Here is a 16,900-nt window from a genome sequence, read left to right as displayed (position 1 = left end):
TCTCTCAAGGGGCTTCCGCATGAACTGCTACGGGTGTCGGAAGTGCGAGCTGATCTGGTTCTCATCGAAGAAGAGCAGTGTCTGCCCCTACTGCGAGCAGTCCAACTGGCTCATGCTCCTGGAAGACATTCCGGATAACCTCCCGAAGCTCTCGCGCTACAATTGTACGGGCTGTAACTCCAAGATGGATTACGTCGCGGGCATGTCCGTGCAGTGCTGCGGCAGTTGCAGCCAGGTATACGAGGATCCGGATCTCGACATGGAGGTCGTCACCACCGTCACGACCTCCAGCCCTTTCAAGCCATTCAAGGCCCCTAGCAAGAGTATCACGCCCAGGAAGACCGTCGTCATCCAGTCCCCGAAGGTCACCCTCTCCCGGGAAGAGCGCATCGAAAAACAGACGCTCTTCCACATCTATCAGTGCAAGGGCTTTGATTGCCTCAATCTCTGGGCCTCGGATACCCGGCACAAGAGTTCGCGCTGTCCCTTCTGTGGAAAGGGTCTCTTCGAGCTTGTCAAAGCCGACGAGAAGAACGTGGGGGCGATCGGGCTGGCCTGTCTGATCTGTGGTTGTATGATCTGTTACAGCATCGAGCAGTCAGCCCCCCAGCACTGCCCTTACTGTGGGGAGAACAACCTGTCGCGGCAGTCCAATGAGATTCGCAAGGCCCTGCTGGCCTCGGTGCGTGCGCGGAAGGCGAAGTACCTCGTTGACGAAAGCCTCCAGTCCACGTGCCGCATCAACTTCCGGCAGGACTTCAAGAACTCGATGCCCAGCATCAAGGACATCAGCGGCGTCTGGATGCATCGGCGTCACGTCATCCCCCAGCACCTGCTGCGGGCCGTCTGGAACGCCGTGGTCAAGCAGAACAACGCGGGCGGGAAGCACTTGGAGGTACTGGCCTCGGCGTTGGGGCTGACTGGCAAATTCAAGAACGAACAACACCTCGCCTCGGCCATCCTCTACACCCTCAACGAGAACGCCAAGAACCTCTTCCTCGCGGAAGGCACCCCCAACTCCGCCATTGGCGCGCTGGCTCATTCCCTCCATGATCTCGCCGCGAAGTACTCGAATCTGACTGTCTCCTCGTCAAACCCCTTGAGTGGGCTCATCGAGGAGTTCAAGTCCATCAAGTCTCCGCCCCAATGGGGCAAGGCCGTCGGGCAGCTGGTCCACGAAATCATTCAGACCTACACCGAGGTCCTCGAGGAGGCGTCCTCGCTCCAGGAGGCCGTGAGCATCGTGGAGGACCTGGCGGACACCGCGAACCTGGACCTCGACACCACGGCCCAGGGGCTCGGCAATCAGAACAAGAACGCCGTGACGCTCTACCTGAAGTTCCAGCAGTGGGAGCAGTCGCCAGGGAGCTGGGATGACTTCATCCAGCTGCTCCTGGCGTTCATGTCCACGGACATGGTGGGCTGAGCGCCTTGTCGGCTCACACGCTGGCCCCTCAGTAGGGCTTGTCGCCCTTCACCACGCCGAAGCCGGACGCCTCCGCGAAGACGCCGTTCACCGTCGTGCCTCCATTGTGGATGCTGGGGAACATGGGCTGCATGCTCTGGGGGAACCCGAAGGTCGGCTTCGTGAGCGCGTCGAGGCGGCCGAGCTGCTCCGCCGTCAGCTTCACCTCGAGGGCGCCGACGTTGTCCTCCAGCTGCGACAGCCGCCGCGCTCCGATGATGGTGGAACTCACGCCCGGCTGTGCCTGCACCCAGGCCAGCGCCACGCGCGCCACGGTGCTCCCATGCTCGCGGGCGATGGCCGCGAGCGCGTCGATGAGGGCGTAGGTCTTCTCGTTCAGGTACGGGTCCAGGAAGGCGCCTCGGTCGCCCTTCTGCTGTCCGGCGTTCGCTCGGGTGTACTTACCGCTGAGCGCGCCGCTCTTGAGCGGGGACCACGGGGTGATGCCGAGCCCGAGCTCGAGCGCCATGGGCACCAGCTCCTGCTCGACGCTGCGCTCCAGCAGGGAGTATTCAATCTGCAACCCGATGAAGGAAGACCAGCCCCGGAAGTGCGCCATCACATTGGCCTGGGCAATCTTCCACGCGGGCGTGTCCGAGACGCCGAGGTAGCGGACCTTGCCGGCCCGGACCAGGTCCTCGAGCGCGGCCATCGTCTCCTCGATGGGCGTGTGGATGTCCCAGTTGTGCAGCCAGTAGAGGTCGATGTAGTCGGTCTGCAGCCGGCGCAGCGAGTTCTCGCACGCGGAGATGATGGACTTGCGGCCCGAGCCACCGCCGTTCGGGTCCCCCGGGTAGAGGTTGCCGCTGAACTTCGTCGCGATGACGAGCCTGTCCCGTCGCGCCGGGTGGCGCCCGACGTGGTCGCCGATGATCTTCTCGGAGTGGCTCTTCGTGTAGAAGTTCGCGGTGTCGATGAAGTTGCCGCCGAGCTCGATGTACCGGTCGATGATGTGCTGGGATTCCTCGACGCTCGTCCCCCAGCCGAGGTCTTCACCGAAAGTCATGGCACCGAGGCACAGCGGGCTCACGCGCAGGCCTGAGCGGCCGAGCGTCACGTAGTGGTTGAGAGGCATGGACGGCTCCAGGGGCGTGCTACATTGTAGGGACGACGAGTTAGTTCAAGATGGAATTGGATTAATGTTGAACCAATTTCCTCGCAAGGTGCCATGGCGAAAATCGACGCGGCGAGAATCTGGTCGCTCAACCACCGGCTGTTGATGGCGGTGATTTCCAGTGTCGCCTCCGACATCACCGCACTGGGGCTCGAGACGAAGGAGCTGTTCGTGCTCGCGGAGGTGGATGCCCACCCCTATCCGGCCGAGCTGGCGGCATCCCTCTGCATCCCCAAGCCGTCGGTGACGCTGTACGTGAAGCGGCTCGAGGCCGCGGGCTTCCTGCGCCGTGAAATTGACACCGAGGACCTGCGGCGGCACCGGCTGCAGCTGACCCCGGCTGGCCGCAAGGTGATGCAGCAGGGCACCGCGCTGCTCTCCGAGGCGTTCGGCGAGAAGCTCGGGCGGCTGAGCGCCGCACAGCAGGCGGAGTTGCGAGCCCTCCTGGAGAAGATGAGCTGACCGGCCAGGGGTGCGGGCCGAGGTCCGTCAGGCAAGCGCCCCTCGAAGGGGCGGAATTCGTGCGCGGGGATGTCGAATTCGCGCGGCCCATTCCGACCTCGAATTGAAAGCGGATTCGAGGTCGGAGGTTCTGCGCATGCGAGCGAAGGCGTCGGTCGAGGCGGATGTGTCCCAGGTGGCGGTGAGAAATGACTCGGGTGTCACGGGGACGGGGCGGCCCGCCCGTCGCGTCGCCCGGAGCGTGGGTGCGGTGCTCGCGGGGCTGCTCGTGAATGCCCTGCTCTCCACGGGGACGGATGCGGTGCTGCATGCCACGGGCATCTATCCCCCGGTGGGGCAGCCCATGTCGGATGCGCTCTTCGGGTTGGCGACGGCGTACCGCGTCGTCTTCGGTATCCTCGGGTTCTACGTGACGGCGAGGCTCGCGCCGGACAGGCCAATGCGCCACGTGTTGTGGCTCGGTGTCGTGGGGCTGGCCTTGAGCACCCTGGGCGCCGTGGCGACGTGGGGCAAAGGTCCCGAGTTCGGCCCCACCTGGTATCCGCTGCTGCTCATCGCCACGGTGATGCCGTGCGCCTGGGTGGGCGGACGGCTGGGGGAGGCCCGGCTTTCAGCCGCGAGGCGGGCTTGAACGAGGGTGCCCGGTCCCGCGAGCCGCGCTCGCGAGGAGGAGTGCTCCCGCGGAGGCCGAGAACACCGAGTAGTCCAGCGGCGACTTGAGTCCCTGGGAGACGGCCATGGCCGTGCCGAACATCGCCAGGAGCAGGGCGCTGCCGAGGGCCACCCGGCGTGGCCAGAGCCCGAGGACCAACGCGGTGCCCAGGAACAGCTCGGCGGCGGTCGCGGACCAGGCGAGGAATGGAATGGTCGACGCGGGCATGAACGCGTTGACCTCGGCCGTGTAGCGAATGAAGTTGTCGAACCTCGCCAGACCGAGGTTCCCCGTCCATACGCCGAAGCGGCTGGCGACCGCCGACAGGAACGCGGCCCCGAGCGCGAGCCGCGCGTAGAGGACTCCCACCCGCTCAAGACTCGGGATGGGTGTTCCATGGGCCGCCACCGGGGCCGCGCTCCCTTCCTCGCGGATGCGGTCGGTGGCGACGGCGGGGGCTGAGATGGAGGGTTCGCGAGTCATGAGGTCTCCCGGGCCTGGTGAGCTGCCGGGGAGATTCTCGCGTCGCTGGCCACCTGGAAGGGCCAGTTCCGACGGAAGTCACTGGGCCAAACTTCCGACGGACACACGCGGAGGTGCCCTGGCGTCCAGGGCACCTCCGGTCCTTGCTGTCAGTGGAAGAACTCGACCGGGCTGGTGGAGTTCTGCGGCTGCCGCGAGGCGCGAGTCACGATGTCAGCGCTGTTGTTGTCCGTGTCCTGCCCGTTGCCGCGCGTGGCGTGCGCGCCGCCCACGGCCATGACGGCGGTGGTGGAGGAGACGACGGCCTTTCGCTCCAGGCTTCCACCGGAGGCAGGGTGCGAGGGCGCGGCGGTGCCCTCGGGGGCGTTCCCGGTGCCGTAGCCCAGCCGGTCCACGTCGATGTAGACCGTCCCCGACAGGCGCTGGATGCGGATGTGACCGCCCCCGGTCGTGGACGAAGACGAATCGATGTTGTGGGTCGTGTCCGCGGTGACCGCCCCTGCGTAGGCCGTGCCGCCCAGCAGGAAGTAGCCGTGGGCCGGTATGCTCTTGCCAGCGGGGATGGTGTACGCCGTGCCGTAGTTGGTGCCGGTGGCGGACTTGTAGCTGAGTTGCCAGCCGGACAGGTCCACCGCCGCGCTCGTCGGGTTGTAGAGCTCCACGAATTCATCGCGCGCGTTCGCGGTCGTTCCTCCGCTGAACTCGCTGATGACGACGTGGTCCGTCTGCGGCCCCGCGAGCACCGTCACGGAGCCGTAGGTGCCGGCGGGGGGCACGGCCACGCCGTTCTGGTCGCAGTATGTCCACGGCGCGCCCGCGTCCGTGAACCGGTAGCGGAAGCCGTAACGGTACGTGCCTGGGGTGGAGATGCTCAGCGCGGCCTTCACCTCATCGTTGTTGGACCCGGGCGGGTTGTAGCTTGCGTTGAAGTCCGCCGACGTCCACGTCCAGCCCGCGGGGTCGGTCGCGTCCGTGCCATGGCCAAGCTGCGCCTCGATGCGCGGGTAGATGTCGTTGCCCGTCTGGTTCCTCGTCGTGACATCGAAGCTGTAGAACTGGCTGTAGATGTCGTACGGGTCGAAGGCGAGGATGTTCGCCGGGTAGGTGCCATCCCCGGTCGGGAACGTCTTCGGGTACTGGATGGCGCAGTAGTTCACCGGCTTCTCGACGTTCATCCCGCACTCGTCGTTGGCCCCGTGAGGGGTGCCCCGGTCGCCGCCCTCGAGGACGCCGGTCGAGTCACACCAGTACCAGGGCTTGGAAGCCGCCGCCGTGCCCACGATGCTGGCCGCGAGGCTCATCGCGCGGCCGACCGTCTGCGGGAACGCATTCGTGTACTGGAGGCTGGCCACCGGGGTGCCTTCCTGCGTGAAGGTGATGGACCCGGTGTTGTCCAGGTGCACGTTCGTGCCGTACGCGTGGTTCGCGAACACGCCGCCGTTCGTCCCGAAGTTCGCGTTCTGCGCGAGCACCACCCTCGCACCCGGGTCGACCACCAGCGCGTGTCCGTGGTTCATCGTGAAGGTCGTGGCCGTGCCCACGCCGTTCATGAAGCTCACCGACAGGCCATTCAGGTCCAACAGCTTGGTGCTGGTGTTGGTCAGCTCCACGTACTCCGTGGTGCCCGTGGACGGGGAGTGCATCACCTCCGAAATGGCCAGCTCCCCCTCGCCCGGATGCGGTGCATTGGCGCACGCGCCCGCATGGCAGACGGCGTCCGCGCCAGGGCAGGACTGCAGCTCCAACTCACCGAGCTCGCAGGTCGGCTGGCCTGAGACGATGACGCACATCGACGGGAACACCTCCAGGGACGTGCCGTCCTCCGCGCAGGTCGGGGCCGGCGGCGTGCAGACGTAGTCATCACAGGGATTGGTGGTGCTGGCGCTCGCGGTGGCCAGGGCACTGCCGTTGCCCGCGCCGTCGAACGTCTTCAGGGCGAAGAAGTACGTCGTTCCCACCTCCAGGCCGGAGACAGTGAAGGACTCCGACGTGCCCGGGGCCTGGGGAGCGCTCACCCCCGTCACCACCGTGGCGGCTTCGAAAGAGGCCTCGGTGATGGCCGCCGTGGCGTACCGGAGGTCGTACCGCGTCGCGGTGCCCAGGTCGCCGTCATCGCCAGGGGCCGCCCAGTCCAGGCGGATGCTGGTACCCGAAAGCACATGGGTCGCGAAGCCAGTCGCCACGGCAGGCGCAACCGCGTCGGAGATGAGCAGGTCCGCGGAAGAGGAGGGCGGCAGGCTGCCCGCGTTGGCCTCGAACCGATACGTGCCCTCGTCGACCACGATGAGGCCGGCGAAGGTCGCCACGCCGTCCACCGGGGTGCGGGTGGGCGAACCCTGGGTGAAGCTTCCGCCTGTGAGCGACAACGTCACGTCGGTCGCGGCGTCGGTCACGGTGTTGCCGTACGCATCCCGCAGCGCCACCTGCACGTCCGCCAGTGCCTGTCGCACCGAGCCCGTCGTGGGCGCGGAGACGAACGCCAGGGCGTCGAGTGCGGCCGGAATGATGGACCAGGTGTGCGTGCCTCTCAGTGTCGCGGTCACCACGTCCTCCGCGATGACCTCCTGGTCACCGGCGGTGCGCGGCTCCACGCTGAACACGTGCCGCCCCGCGTCCACCAGGGTGAACGTGTAGGCGCCGGGAAGCACCGCCTGCGCATCCGAGGACGAGAACGTCACCGTGGAGGCGTAGCCCGTCGCGACGTTGCCGTAGGTGTCGCGCGCCACCAATTCGTAGCTCTGCGTCTGGCCCGCGACGAACGGCCCCGCGCCCGCGATGACCTCGAAGGACGCGGCGGCGATGGAGCGCACCTCGGCGTCCACCGTGGCGGAGAGGTCCGAGGTGACGGTGTCCGTCGCGGTGAGGGACTGCGTCCCCGCCGTCTTGAACACCAGTCCGGTGAGGAACTTCTGGCCCTGGTCCGCCGAGGTGAAGGTCGCATCCGGAGGCAGCTCCGCCTGCGCGTCCGAGGACGTGAAGTGCACCGTGCCGGCGTAGTCCCGCGCGAGGTTGCCGAAGGAGTCCGTCAGCGACACGCCCGCTTCGAGCGCCTGGCCCGCATCCACCGGCGCCGAGAATTGCCACAGCACCAGCTTCGACACCGGCCCCGCGCGCACGGTGAAGGACTGGCTCTGCTGACTGATGGCTCCCGCCGTGGCGGTGAACGTGAATGCATCCGCCGTGTCCACGCGCAGCCCCTGGAAGGTGGCCACGCCGTTGACGGCCGACACCGTCGCCGCCGGGAAGGAGGCCTGGCCCGTCAACGTCAGCGTCACCGCGGAGGTGGCAGTGGTGACGACGTCACCGCGTGCATCCTGGAGCGCCACGCGCACGTCCGCGAGCGTCGTGCCCGCCGTGCCGTCCGCGGGCTGCGTCACGAACGCCAACTGCGTCACCTCTGGATGGGCCGTGGACACCGTCAGGCTGTCCGAGCGCGCGGTGTTGCCCTGCTTGTCCGTCACCTTCAGCGCCACATGGTACGTGGTGCCCGTCGCGAGCCCCGACAGCGTCACGGTCTGCACGGTGCCGGGAGGCACCGGACTTCCGCTGGCCACCAGCGTGCCGGCCTGGAAGGCCGCGTCAGAGTCGATGGGAGACGTGGCGTAGCGCAGCTCCTGCGCCGTCAGTGTCCCTTGGGTGCCGTCATCGCCCACGCCCGTCCACTGCACGGTGAGGCCCGTCTCCGTCGCCGCCGTCTGCGTCAGCACCGGCTTCGCGGGCGCCACGTCATCCACCACGGTGAGGTCCGCGCTGCTCGTGCCCTGCAGCCCGTTCGAGGTGGCGTTCAGGCGGGCGACTCCATGGCCCGCGATGCTGAGTGTCGTGAACGTCGCGACGCCGTCGACTGGAGTCGCCTCCGTCGTGCCCGACAGCGTGAAGCCCGCCTGCGAGAGCGACAGGCTCACCGTGGGGGTGCTCACGCGGGCCGTGTTGCCGAAGGCGTCTTTCAAGGTGACTGCCACGGTGCCCAGGGATACACGCGTCGACACGCGCGTGGGCTGCTGCGTGAAAGCGAGGAGCGCGGGAGGCCCGGCGGTCACATTCACGTGCAAGGTGAACGAGATGGCGCTCGTGCCGTCGTCCAGCGTCAGCCGCTGGCTCCCGGCGGTCTTGAAGGTGATGCCCGTAAAGGTGAACTGCCCCGCGTCCGAGGGCGTGTACGCATGCGCGGCGGGAAGACTCGCCGCCGCGTCCGTGGACGTCAGCGTCACCGTGCCCGTGTAGTTCGTCACGGTGTTGAAGTACGCGTCCTGCACCGTCACCTGGAGATCCTGCGCCACGCCCGCCACCGCCGACTCCATCTGCGTACTCAGTCCCACGGCCGCCGGAGCGCCGGGGTTCACCTTGAAGGAGGAACTCGTGGCCGGCTCGAGCCCCGGGGCGTTCGCGGTGAACTGGTAGGTGTCGCCCGCCCGCTTCAGCACCACGTCCGGAAAGAGCGCCACGCCGTCCACCGCCGTCACCGTCAATTGGCCCTCCGGGAAGACGACACCCACGGAGGTCAGCGACAGCGTGACCTCCGCCGTGGCGTTGGAGACGGTGGCCCCGGTGGCGTCCTGGAGGACGACCTCCAGGCCAGCGAGAGGAACACCCGCCACGCCATCCGGAAGGGCCTGTCGGAACGCGAGGCGCGAGGCCGTGGGGGTGACCGCGACAAACTCCACCGTGGCGGTGGCGGTGAGCGGAACCGTCAGGCCTTTCGCGTCCTTGACCGACGCCCTCACCGTCTTCACGCCTGGAGCCGTCGATACCACCAGCGCACGCGCCGAGCCGTCGCTGCCCGTCTGCCCCGGAGGCACCGCGATGGAAGCTCCCTCGCCGTCCACCGTCACCGTCACGGCGCGCCCGGACATCCGCGCGCCGTCCTTGCCCACCACCGTCACCGTGACGGCGGCCTGGTCCGTGCCGTTGGCGAGCACACCCGTGGGCTTGTCCACCGCCACCGAGGAGGCCGCCGCGTCCACCGTGTCCTCCGCTACGGGAGGAGGTCGCGGTGCGCTCCCGGAGTCGTTACAGCCAAGCGACAGACCCAGACACAACACGCTCAACCCCAGACAGCGGGCGAGCCCTTCGAAACGTGGGGACATGGATGTCTCCGTCCAGCGGGCGGCCCCCGCGCGGCAGTGCCTGCGTTCGCGGGGTTGCACTGCTTTCTAGCAGACATCCCTCGTTGCCACGACAGCGGGGATGGAACATTGCGGTTCAACTGGAGTCCTGAAATTCCCCGTCTGTCTGGAGGAGCGGGGCGTGACCTGGGGTGTCGAGGGGGTGATGACGGACTCGCCTGGGTCGCGGGACATCGATGACACCGTGGGGCTCCTTTGTGTTCGGGCAGGTACCGTCAGGGCTGCTGGGCGGCTCGTGGCGCTGGCGTTCCGCCTCCGCGGGTCTGGGCGGATGGGGGCGACCTGACCGCTACTGTCTTTGTGTCGTGCGAGCCTCCACACTGGCGTGCTCCCACGCTGTCTTGAAAAGGCTCCTCTTGCATGAGTGCCTACACCCCCAGGATTCCGAAGGACCTGGCGACGATTCACGACGCCGCGCGGGGGCAAGGCCAGGGTGGCACGACAGTCCAATGTCTGGCGAACTCCTCGCATCCTGTGAGCCGGCTCAGCGCCATTCAGGACACCGCCACCCAGAGCCCTCGTGTTCAGCGGTTGGTGCAGATGAAGGCGCGGCTCCAGCATGGGGGCACCGCGCAGCGGAAGCCGGTTGAGGCAAACAGGACCGGCATGTCGGATGAACTCAAGACTGGCATTGAGTCGCTCTCTGGCGTGAGCCTGGATGACGTACGCGTTCACTACAACTCCACCAGGCCGGCCCAGCTTCAGGCGCTTGCGTACACCCAGGGGGCGGACATCCATGTGGGACCGGGCCAGGAGCAACACCTGCCCCATGAGGCCTGGCACGTGGTGCAGCAGAAGCAGGGCAGGGTGACTCCCACCCGGGACTTCAACGGCGCGCCGGTGAATGACTCGCCCGCGCTGGAGTCAGAGGCGCAGGTCATGGGCGACAGGGCCACCCTTCAGCCCATGATGGCGGGCTCGCTCCACGAACCTCCCGTGCAGCGGATGACCGGGACGCAGGGGGCCGCGCCAATCCAGTTGATGCGCGTGGTCCGTTGGATGGATGCTGGAAAAGAGAGTGATTATATCTCGAAGCTGGGGGCCCAGGACCCCGAGGCCTATGCCAGGCTTCATCGCGAACTGGTTGGTGGCGGGCGAGGGGGCATCCTGCAAGCGATCGACAGGCATGGGCAGGGAATGCTGGGGGACGAAACGCCCTTTGTCTCCGTGGCTGTCAACCCCTACTCCCTTTCCTGGGGGACTGACGACTCGGAGAGTGGCGTGGGTGATATCCTGCAGGGCGCTCGCCATGATGTCTGGTTCGATGTGCCTGACGAGTACCTCTATCCTGGCTCGACCGAGCTGTCTCAAAGTGAGACGGAATTGCTCGTCCTCCTGCCTCCGGGTGTCAGCCTTGAACGCTACATCGCGACCCGTGCAACGCAGCGGGGCCGGGAGCCATTGATCAAGGGCAATCCGTGGAGGGGGATGACGACCGAGGAGCGGCGGGCCGAACTGCGGCGGTTGAACCCTGAGTTCACGAGATTGGCGGTTCGCGGCTCACGTGAAGGCGAGCCTGGCTCGTTCGTGATGCGGCAAGAGGTGGTCCCGGCCCCATGGGAGGCGCAAGCGGGAGGCAATGGAGCGCTCGACTTCGGCGGGTTGCCCCGGGGCATCCAGGAGCGAGTCATCGACCTCGCGGCCGAGAACTGGGCAGGGGGCGCGGCTGCTTTCAGGCAGGGACTGGCAGGAGGCCAGGCATGGGCGCGCGCACATCTGGAGAGCACCCTGCGCGACAATGAGGCCGGAATCCGGAGGGCCATGTCGTAGCGGTGGACCATGCGGGCCCATGTGTGGGGCCCGCGCGGCACGCAGGGACTTCGCTAGTCGTCGCCGTAGTACGAGGCGGTCGCGGTGAGGGTGGCGGACCACTGGCCCGTCAAGTTGTCGTAGACGCGGATGCGCTGCGTCAGCGTGTCGTACTTGTTGATGACGGTCATGCAGCTATAGCCCGTGTCCTGGTAGTAGCCATGCCCGTAGCAGGAGTCGAGGAACTGGATGGTGTAGCGGCCACCCGTCTGGTCAATCCCGAGGACGCCCCAGGAGACAACTGTCGAGTACGCGCTGCCACTGGCGGAGCAGGCATATGCGGAAAGGTAATCCCAGTTTGGCGTGTCCACGAAGCAGGCCGGCATGGCACTGGAGACATTCAATCCCTGAGGTTCGGATGCGCGAGGCTCCTCGGCCAGCACTGCGGAGGACAGCGACATCGCGGTGGCAACAGCGACTCCAGCAAGCGAACGGTGCATGGACACCTCTCCTGTGAGTGGCGCGAGCATGGTAGTGATTGTGGCCTTGAATGACAATCGCCGGGCGCGTGGGACAAAGGCGCGCTCCAGGGGCGGGAATTGGACCCACGGCAACCACTTACCGCGGCTTTTCGCCCTTCGGGGGGAAGGTCCCCGGGCGGCTGGGGTCAGTGGGTGATGACCCGCTCCCCTTTTCCGTGCTCTTTTCGGGTCCTGCGTCCAAGGAGGTTACGTGCTTCAAATGCGTCCGGGCTGTGAGTGCTGTGATCGCGACCTGCCACCCGACTCGACGGATGCCCGCATCTGCACCTTCGAGTGCACGTTCTGCGTGAGCTGCGCGACGGAGCGACTGAAGGGCATCTGCCCCAACTGCGGCGGCGAACTCACGACGCGCCCGCGTCGGCCCGCCAGCAAGCTCGCGGCATACCCTCCGTCCACCCAGCGCGTGTTCAAACCGCAAGGGTATGCGCCGCGTCCCGTGGACTGAATCGACTTCGCCGGCCCCGTCCCTGCCCGACGAGATGTCCAAGGTGACAGCCTGGGGCGGCCCCTGACCTTCCAGGAGCCGCCCGCTTCACTGCTTCACCCCGTCACTCGGCACGAGGGCCGCGCGCGCATCACGGCGCGGGAGGCGGGGTGATGGCGTTGACCGCGCCCGGCGTCACGGTGGTGGTGAACTTGAAGTCCATCCCGTTGTCGTCGGTGTCCACGCCATGCGCGTCGCGGCACACCGAGCCCTCCACCGTGTTGCTGTCCGCCACCGCCGCCGTGCTCGTGGTGCCCTCCCGCATGTCGAACCTCTTGGAGGAGTCCGTGATGGTGGCCTGGGTGATGGTGGCCTCGTAGGAGAGCGAGTCGATGAGCTCGTCCTGGACCCCGTCGTAGAGCGCCACGGCGTCCGCCGCGGGGCTCGCTGTGCTGCCGCCGTTCTGGATGAAGTCCGTGGTCCCCCGCTGGAGCGTCTTCACGCCGGGACGACCCGCCAGTGGATCGACGACCGCGGCCGAGCCCACCACCAGGTACTCACCCGCGCCGAGCGTGCCGACCTCCGCGAGGGCGAGCTTCTGGTAGCTCGCCGGAGGGTTCCCCGCGCCATTGACGAACACCAGGAACACGTTCGCCAGCGACACAGAGCCACCCGTCGGGTTGTAGATTTCGACGAACTCCTTCGTGTCCGTGTTGAGCTGGTCGTAGTCCACCTCGTTGATGACCAGGTGGCCGATGGCCGGGCGATTCGCCACGGTCAGCTCCGCCGACAGCTCGTCGCCGCCGTACGTCGCCGTCAGCCGGACGCCGCCAGCTGTCTGGCCCGCGGTGAACACCACCTGTCCGCTCGTCTGACCCGCGGCGATGGCCACCGTCGCGGAGGACAGTGAGCCCACGTTCGAGGCCGGCGTCAGCGCCACATCCACCGAGGCTCCCTCTGCCGGAGCGGGGCGGTCCAGCGTGACCGTGAACGACTGTGTCGCGTTGAAGAACACCGTCGCCGTCGAAGGTGTCAGCGCGCGGAGCGCGGCGGGCGGCGGCGTCACCGTGATGTCGGACGTCCGCGTGATTCCCAGCAGCGACGCGGCCACCGTGCCCGCTCCCTCACCCAGCGCATCCGCCGTGAAGAGGAACGTGGCGTCCGCCGTGCCGGCGGGCACCGTCACCGTGGTCGGCACCGTGCCGAAGTGGGTGACCCCCGCTGCCGGCGTCGCCACCAGCGCTACGGCGAGGTTCGCCGCCGGAGCCGAGGACAGCACGACCCGATACTCCTGTGACTGGCCGTACCGCACCACCACCGGAGTGGAGGGCAAGAGTGACACGAGCCGTGGCGAGTCCTGGTCCAGCGTCACCGCCGTGTTGGCGCTGCTGGCCCCCATCTGTGCCGTCACCGTGCCCACAGAGGCGGAGGCGGCCTCGTCGGCGGTGAAGGTGAACGTCGCCTGTGTCGCGTTCTTCGCCACCACCAGCGTGCCGCTCGCCGGGTTGAACGTGCCGAAGCCCGCCGCCGGGTCCACGCTCAGCGCGATGGACGCGTTGGCCGGAGCTGGACGGTCCAGCGCCACCGTGAGCGTCGCCGTGCCACCCGGCACCATGCTCACCGTCGCGGGAGACAAGGACGTCACCAGCGCCTGCTCCGTCGCGCCCAGCACCCGCAAGGACGACTGGAGCGAGACCGCCCCCAGGGTGGCGGTGAGCGTGACGCTCGGTGCCTGGGCCAGCGGCTCCACCTTCACCTCCGCCGAGGTCTGCCCCGCCGGAATGGTGACCTTCCCACCAGGCACCACCAGGGCGGTCGGGTCGCTCGACGTCACCGTGATATCGACCGGCACCGAGTAGGTCGTGGAGAGCGTCACCGTGAGCGCCTGCGGGAAGGTGCTCCGCGCGCCCGAGTCCTCGGCGCGCACGAAGCCACCGGGCCCGAAGACCGTCAGCGTGGGCGGCGTCCCGAGCAGGTCGCCCGCTCCGCGGGGGACGAGCTTGTGGTCGTTGAAGTTGAAGGTCAGCAGGCCCCTCAGCGAGAAGTAGGAGGTGCCCACCGCTGGGTCCGCGGAGTCGAACGCCTGGTCGTCCACCATGAGCGAGGGCTGGGCGGCATCGCCGCTCTCATTCACGCGGAACTCCTTGAAGCTGTTCACTCCCTCGGTGACCTTCACCTCTCGCAACTCGAGGAGTACGCCCTCGAGCGCCACCGAGCGAGGACCGCCCGTGCGCACGTCCGCCGCGCTCACGAGGACCGGAGCCGGAGGCGTGTTGCCGATGCTGCGGCGGGTGTACGTCACGTCCGTCAGCTCGGGCAGGCCGTTGAAGACGGTCAGCGAGCCCTTGCTGATGTCCAGCCGGTCGCCCACGGCGAGGTCACCCTTCGGGCCGTAGACGAACAGGCCGGAGTACTCGACGCTCTTGCCGGACGGCAACGGATGCACCTGCACCCAGTAGCCGTTGGCGCTCGCGGCGCCCTTCGCCACGCCCGTGACGATGACGTCCGACAGCGACACCACCTCACCCGCGAACGGCAGGCCGCCGCTCACCGGCGTCTTCAGGTCATGGATGGTCACCGGGCACGCGGTGGTGCCCGGGTTCGGGATGGCGCACGGGTCGCACGCGTCGCCCTTGCCGTCGCCATCCGATTCCTCCTGGTCCACGTTGGCCACGAACGGGCAGTTGTCCTGCCACGTGGGCAACCCGTCGTGGTCGTCATCGCCCACGGGGTAGGTCGTGCACGCGCTGTTGTTCGTGGACAGCGGGCACGGGTCGCACGCGTCGCCCAGTCCGTCGCTGTCCGAGTCGAGCTGCTTGCCGTTGTCCATCGGGCGAATCGGATTGAAGACGTCGGAGCAGTTGTCCGCCGCGCCGCGCATGCCGTCGCCGTCCGGGTCGTCCGCTTCGCTCTGGCCGGAGTAGACGGTGGAGCTGTTCACGGACGCCAGCCAGGCGGAGTTGTTCGAGCTGCGTCGGGGCGTGCACGCGGGCTCCGCCTCGGGGACACCGCAGGAGAACAGCGGGTAGGCAGAGGCGTTGGCCGCTTGCAGCGCCGCCAGGTTCTTGCCCACCTCGGACTGGACACAGGCCGACTTGGCCGCGCCACACACGTCCACCGCGTCACACGTCTCCGAGGCGCCCTTCAGTGCCGTCACCAGCGTCTGGTCGCCGTAGAGCGCTTTGCCCCCGCGCATCGTCAACACCACGTCCGCCGGCTCGGCGGCGATGACCGCGCGGTGCGGCGAGGCTTTGAATTCCGTCAGCTGGAAGATGGACAGGTCGCCCATCTTTCCCGGCGCGATGCGGCCCACCTTCTCGTAGACGTCCACTGCCTCCGCGGCGTTGGTCGTCACCATGCGCCACAGCTGCTCGTCGCTGAACGTGCGCGCGAACTGGCGGGTATTGAGCGAGTCCGCGCACTTCAGCTCGCGCAGGATGTTCATGGAGCCGGACTGCAGCCAGTCGGTGCCCAGTGAGATGCTCACGCCCAGGCGTTTGTGCGTCGTCACCATGGCGGTGTCGCCGTACAGCGCGATGTTGGAGCGCGGGGACCAGATGAGTCCCGTGCCGCGGGCGGCCATCATCTCGATTTCCCGCGCCGTCAAGCCGATGCCGTGGATGACCGCCGTGCGCCCCAGCAGCACGTCATTGGCGCCCGTGGACAGACAGGTGAACTCGTTGTGGGCTCCCGCGCTGATGCCCTCCGCGATGTGCGGCAGGTAGGCGGCCAGCTTCGACAGGCCCGCGACGGTGGGCCGCGTCGCGTAGTCCTCGCAGCCCGAGGTCACGATGCGGCCGTTGGAGTCGCCCAGCGGGAAGGTGTCCGAGTCCGCGATGCCCTCCTCCAGGCCCTCCTGGCGAGCCACCGGGCTCTGGTCCAGGTTGCGCAGGAATCCCGCGGCACCTCCGGCGCCGGCGATGGACGTCGTGCCCGCCATCACATGACGCAGCTCCGCGTAGCCCGCCACGTCCGCGCTGCTCTTCGAGCCGCCGTTGCGAATCGTCGTGTGCTGGTTGGCGCCCGTGCGCCACTCATTTCGGTGCTCGTAGCGCTCGTCGGTGCCCACGTACGGCTTGTCCGGATAGGTGAGGTGCTCGTGCGGGTTGATGAGGCCCGGGGAGATGACACCCGTGGGGCACGAAATCTGGGTGGCGTCCTCGGCGCCCTCGGCGGCGGAGCAGTCACACTGGGCGCAGGAGATGATGCCCCGCGCGTCCACCAGCACCTGGCCACCCACCAGCGTCTCGCCGTCCTTGAGCACCACGCCCGTGAACAGGCGCGCGCCGTTGCCGGCCTTCGTCACCGCGCACGTCGCCCCGTCCGCCAGCGGGGGCGCATCGGCCGCCGCGCAGCGAGTCTGCGTCAGCGCGCAGTCCGCCTGACAGCCGTCACCAGAGGTCGTGTTGCCGTCATCACAAACCTCGGAGTCCTCCAGCTTGCCGTTGCCACAGGTGGCCTTCTTCGGCGTCAGGGAGCAGTCGGCCTCGCAGCCGTCACCGGAGGTCGTGTTGCCGTCGTCGCACGCCTCCTGCGGCTCCTTCACTCCATCTCCACAGGACGACGCGAAGCACTTCGCACTCTCGCATCGGGGCTCGTCATCGCCCGAGCACCCAACGTGGGACAGCATCACCGCGGCAAGCGCGGCCAATATGAGGCGTGGGGACTTTCGCATCTGGTGGGTCTCCCGAATGATTCCGGCCCGTGTGGAATACAGACGTCCTTGACACGGCCCCAAGGCACTCGATGAAACGTTTCAGACACAGCCGAACCGCCAGGTCTCACATGAGAGGGAAAGCCGGCCGCTTCGAGTGCGTCTCACCCCACGCCGGGTGCGGCAACACCGGGTGACACCTCTTTGTGACAAGTTTTTGTGACGCCCC

The 16,900-nt window shown here is 67.6% G+C and carries 10 protein-coding genes; 5 read left to right on the top strand and 5 right to left on the bottom strand.

Features of this window, described 5'->3' with window-relative positions; all coding sequences use genetic code 11:
- The first annotated feature begins 19 nt into the window (after positions 1–19).
- The gene (locus tag FJV41_RS04920; protein WP_141641226.1) at positions 20–1,426 is read left to right on the top strand and encodes a hypothetical protein; all 1,407 of its coding nucleotides are present in this window, start codon (positions 20–22) and stop codon (positions 1,424–1,426) included.
- Between the two features lie 28 nt (positions 1,427–1,454).
- On the opposite strand, the gene FJV41_RS04915 is transcribed toward FJV41_RS04920, so the two are convergent.
- Positions 1,455–2,540 (bottom strand): aldo/keto reductase, encoded by a 1,086-nt coding sequence (locus tag FJV41_RS04915; RefSeq protein WP_141641225.1) that lies wholly within the window; start codon positions 2,538–2,540, stop codon positions 1,455–1,457.
- A 93-nt stretch (positions 2,541–2,633) separates the two neighbouring features.
- Between FJV41_RS04915 and FJV41_RS04910 the strand changes: the two genes are divergently transcribed.
- Together FJV41_RS04910 and FJV41_RS04905 are read left to right on the top strand one after the other, a co-directional pair.
- On the top strand, positions 2,634–3,041 hold the full coding sequence (locus FJV41_RS04910; protein ID WP_174455754.1) for a MarR family winged helix-turn-helix transcriptional regulator: 408 nt from the start codon (positions 2,634–2,636) through the stop codon (positions 3,039–3,041).
- 136 nt (positions 3,042–3,177) lie between these two features.
- Positions 3,178–3,672: a hypothetical protein gene (locus FJV41_RS04905; protein ID WP_246136995.1), complete on the top strand. Its 495-nt coding sequence runs from the start codon at positions 3,178–3,180 to the stop codon at positions 3,670–3,672.
- On the opposite strand, the gene FJV41_RS04900 is transcribed toward FJV41_RS04905, so the two are convergent.
- Both FJV41_RS04900 and FJV41_RS04895 read right to left on the bottom strand, forming a co-directional pair.
- On the bottom strand, positions 3,652–4,176 hold the full coding sequence (locus FJV41_RS04900; RefSeq protein ID WP_141641224.1) for a DoxX family protein: 525 nt from the start codon (positions 4,174–4,176) through the stop codon (positions 3,652–3,654). The genes FJV41_RS04905 and FJV41_RS04900 overlap by 21 nt on opposite strands.
- Positions 4,177–4,325: 149 nt before the next feature.
- Complete coding sequence (locus tag FJV41_RS04895) at positions 4,326–9,263, bottom strand: lamin tail domain-containing protein (RefSeq protein ID WP_141641223.1); 4,938 nt, start codon at positions 9,261–9,263, stop codon at positions 4,326–4,328.
- 399 nt (positions 9,264–9,662) lie between these two features.
- On the opposite strand from FJV41_RS04895, the gene FJV41_RS04890 reads away from it, so the two are divergent.
- Positions 9,663–11,072 (top strand): eCIS core domain-containing protein, encoded by a 1,410-nt coding sequence (locus tag FJV41_RS04890; protein ID WP_141641222.1) that lies wholly within the window; start codon positions 9,663–9,665, stop codon positions 11,070–11,072.
- A gap of 53 nt (positions 11,073–11,125) precedes the next feature.
- Here the strand turns inward: FJV41_RS04890 and FJV41_RS04885 are convergent, their stop codons facing one another.
- Positions 11,126–11,551: a hypothetical protein gene (locus tag FJV41_RS04885; protein ID WP_141641221.1), complete on the bottom strand. Its 426-nt coding sequence runs from the start codon at positions 11,549–11,551 to the stop codon at positions 11,126–11,128.
- A 241-nt stretch (positions 11,552–11,792) separates the two neighbouring features.
- On the opposite strand from FJV41_RS04885, the gene FJV41_RS04880 reads away from it, so the two are divergent.
- Positions 11,793–12,038, top strand: a complete 246-nt coding sequence (locus FJV41_RS04880) for a DUF1272 domain-containing protein (protein WP_246137000.1) — start codon at positions 11,793–11,795, stop codon at positions 12,036–12,038.
- Between the two features lie 130 nt (positions 12,039–12,168).
- On the opposite strand, the gene FJV41_RS04875 is transcribed toward FJV41_RS04880, so the two are convergent.
- Positions 12,169–16,563 carry an amidohydrolase family protein gene (locus FJV41_RS04875; protein ID WP_246136994.1) on the bottom strand — a complete coding sequence of 1,465 codons (4,395 nt, stop codon included), beginning with the start codon at positions 16,561–16,563 and terminating at the stop codon, positions 12,169–12,171.
- Positions 16,564–16,900: the final 337 nt, after the last annotated feature.

The sequence above is a fragment of the Myxococcus llanfairpwllgwyngyllgogerychwyrndrobwllllantysiliogogogochensis genome (genome assembly GCF_006636215.1).
GTDB lineage: Bacteria > Myxococcota > Myxococcia > Myxococcales > Myxococcaceae > Myxococcus > Myxococcus llanfairpwllgwyngyllgogerychwyrndrobwllllantysiliogogogochensis.
The sequence above is the reverse complement of the archived record's forward strand: the minus strand, read 5'-3'. Positions and strand labels throughout refer to the sequence as shown.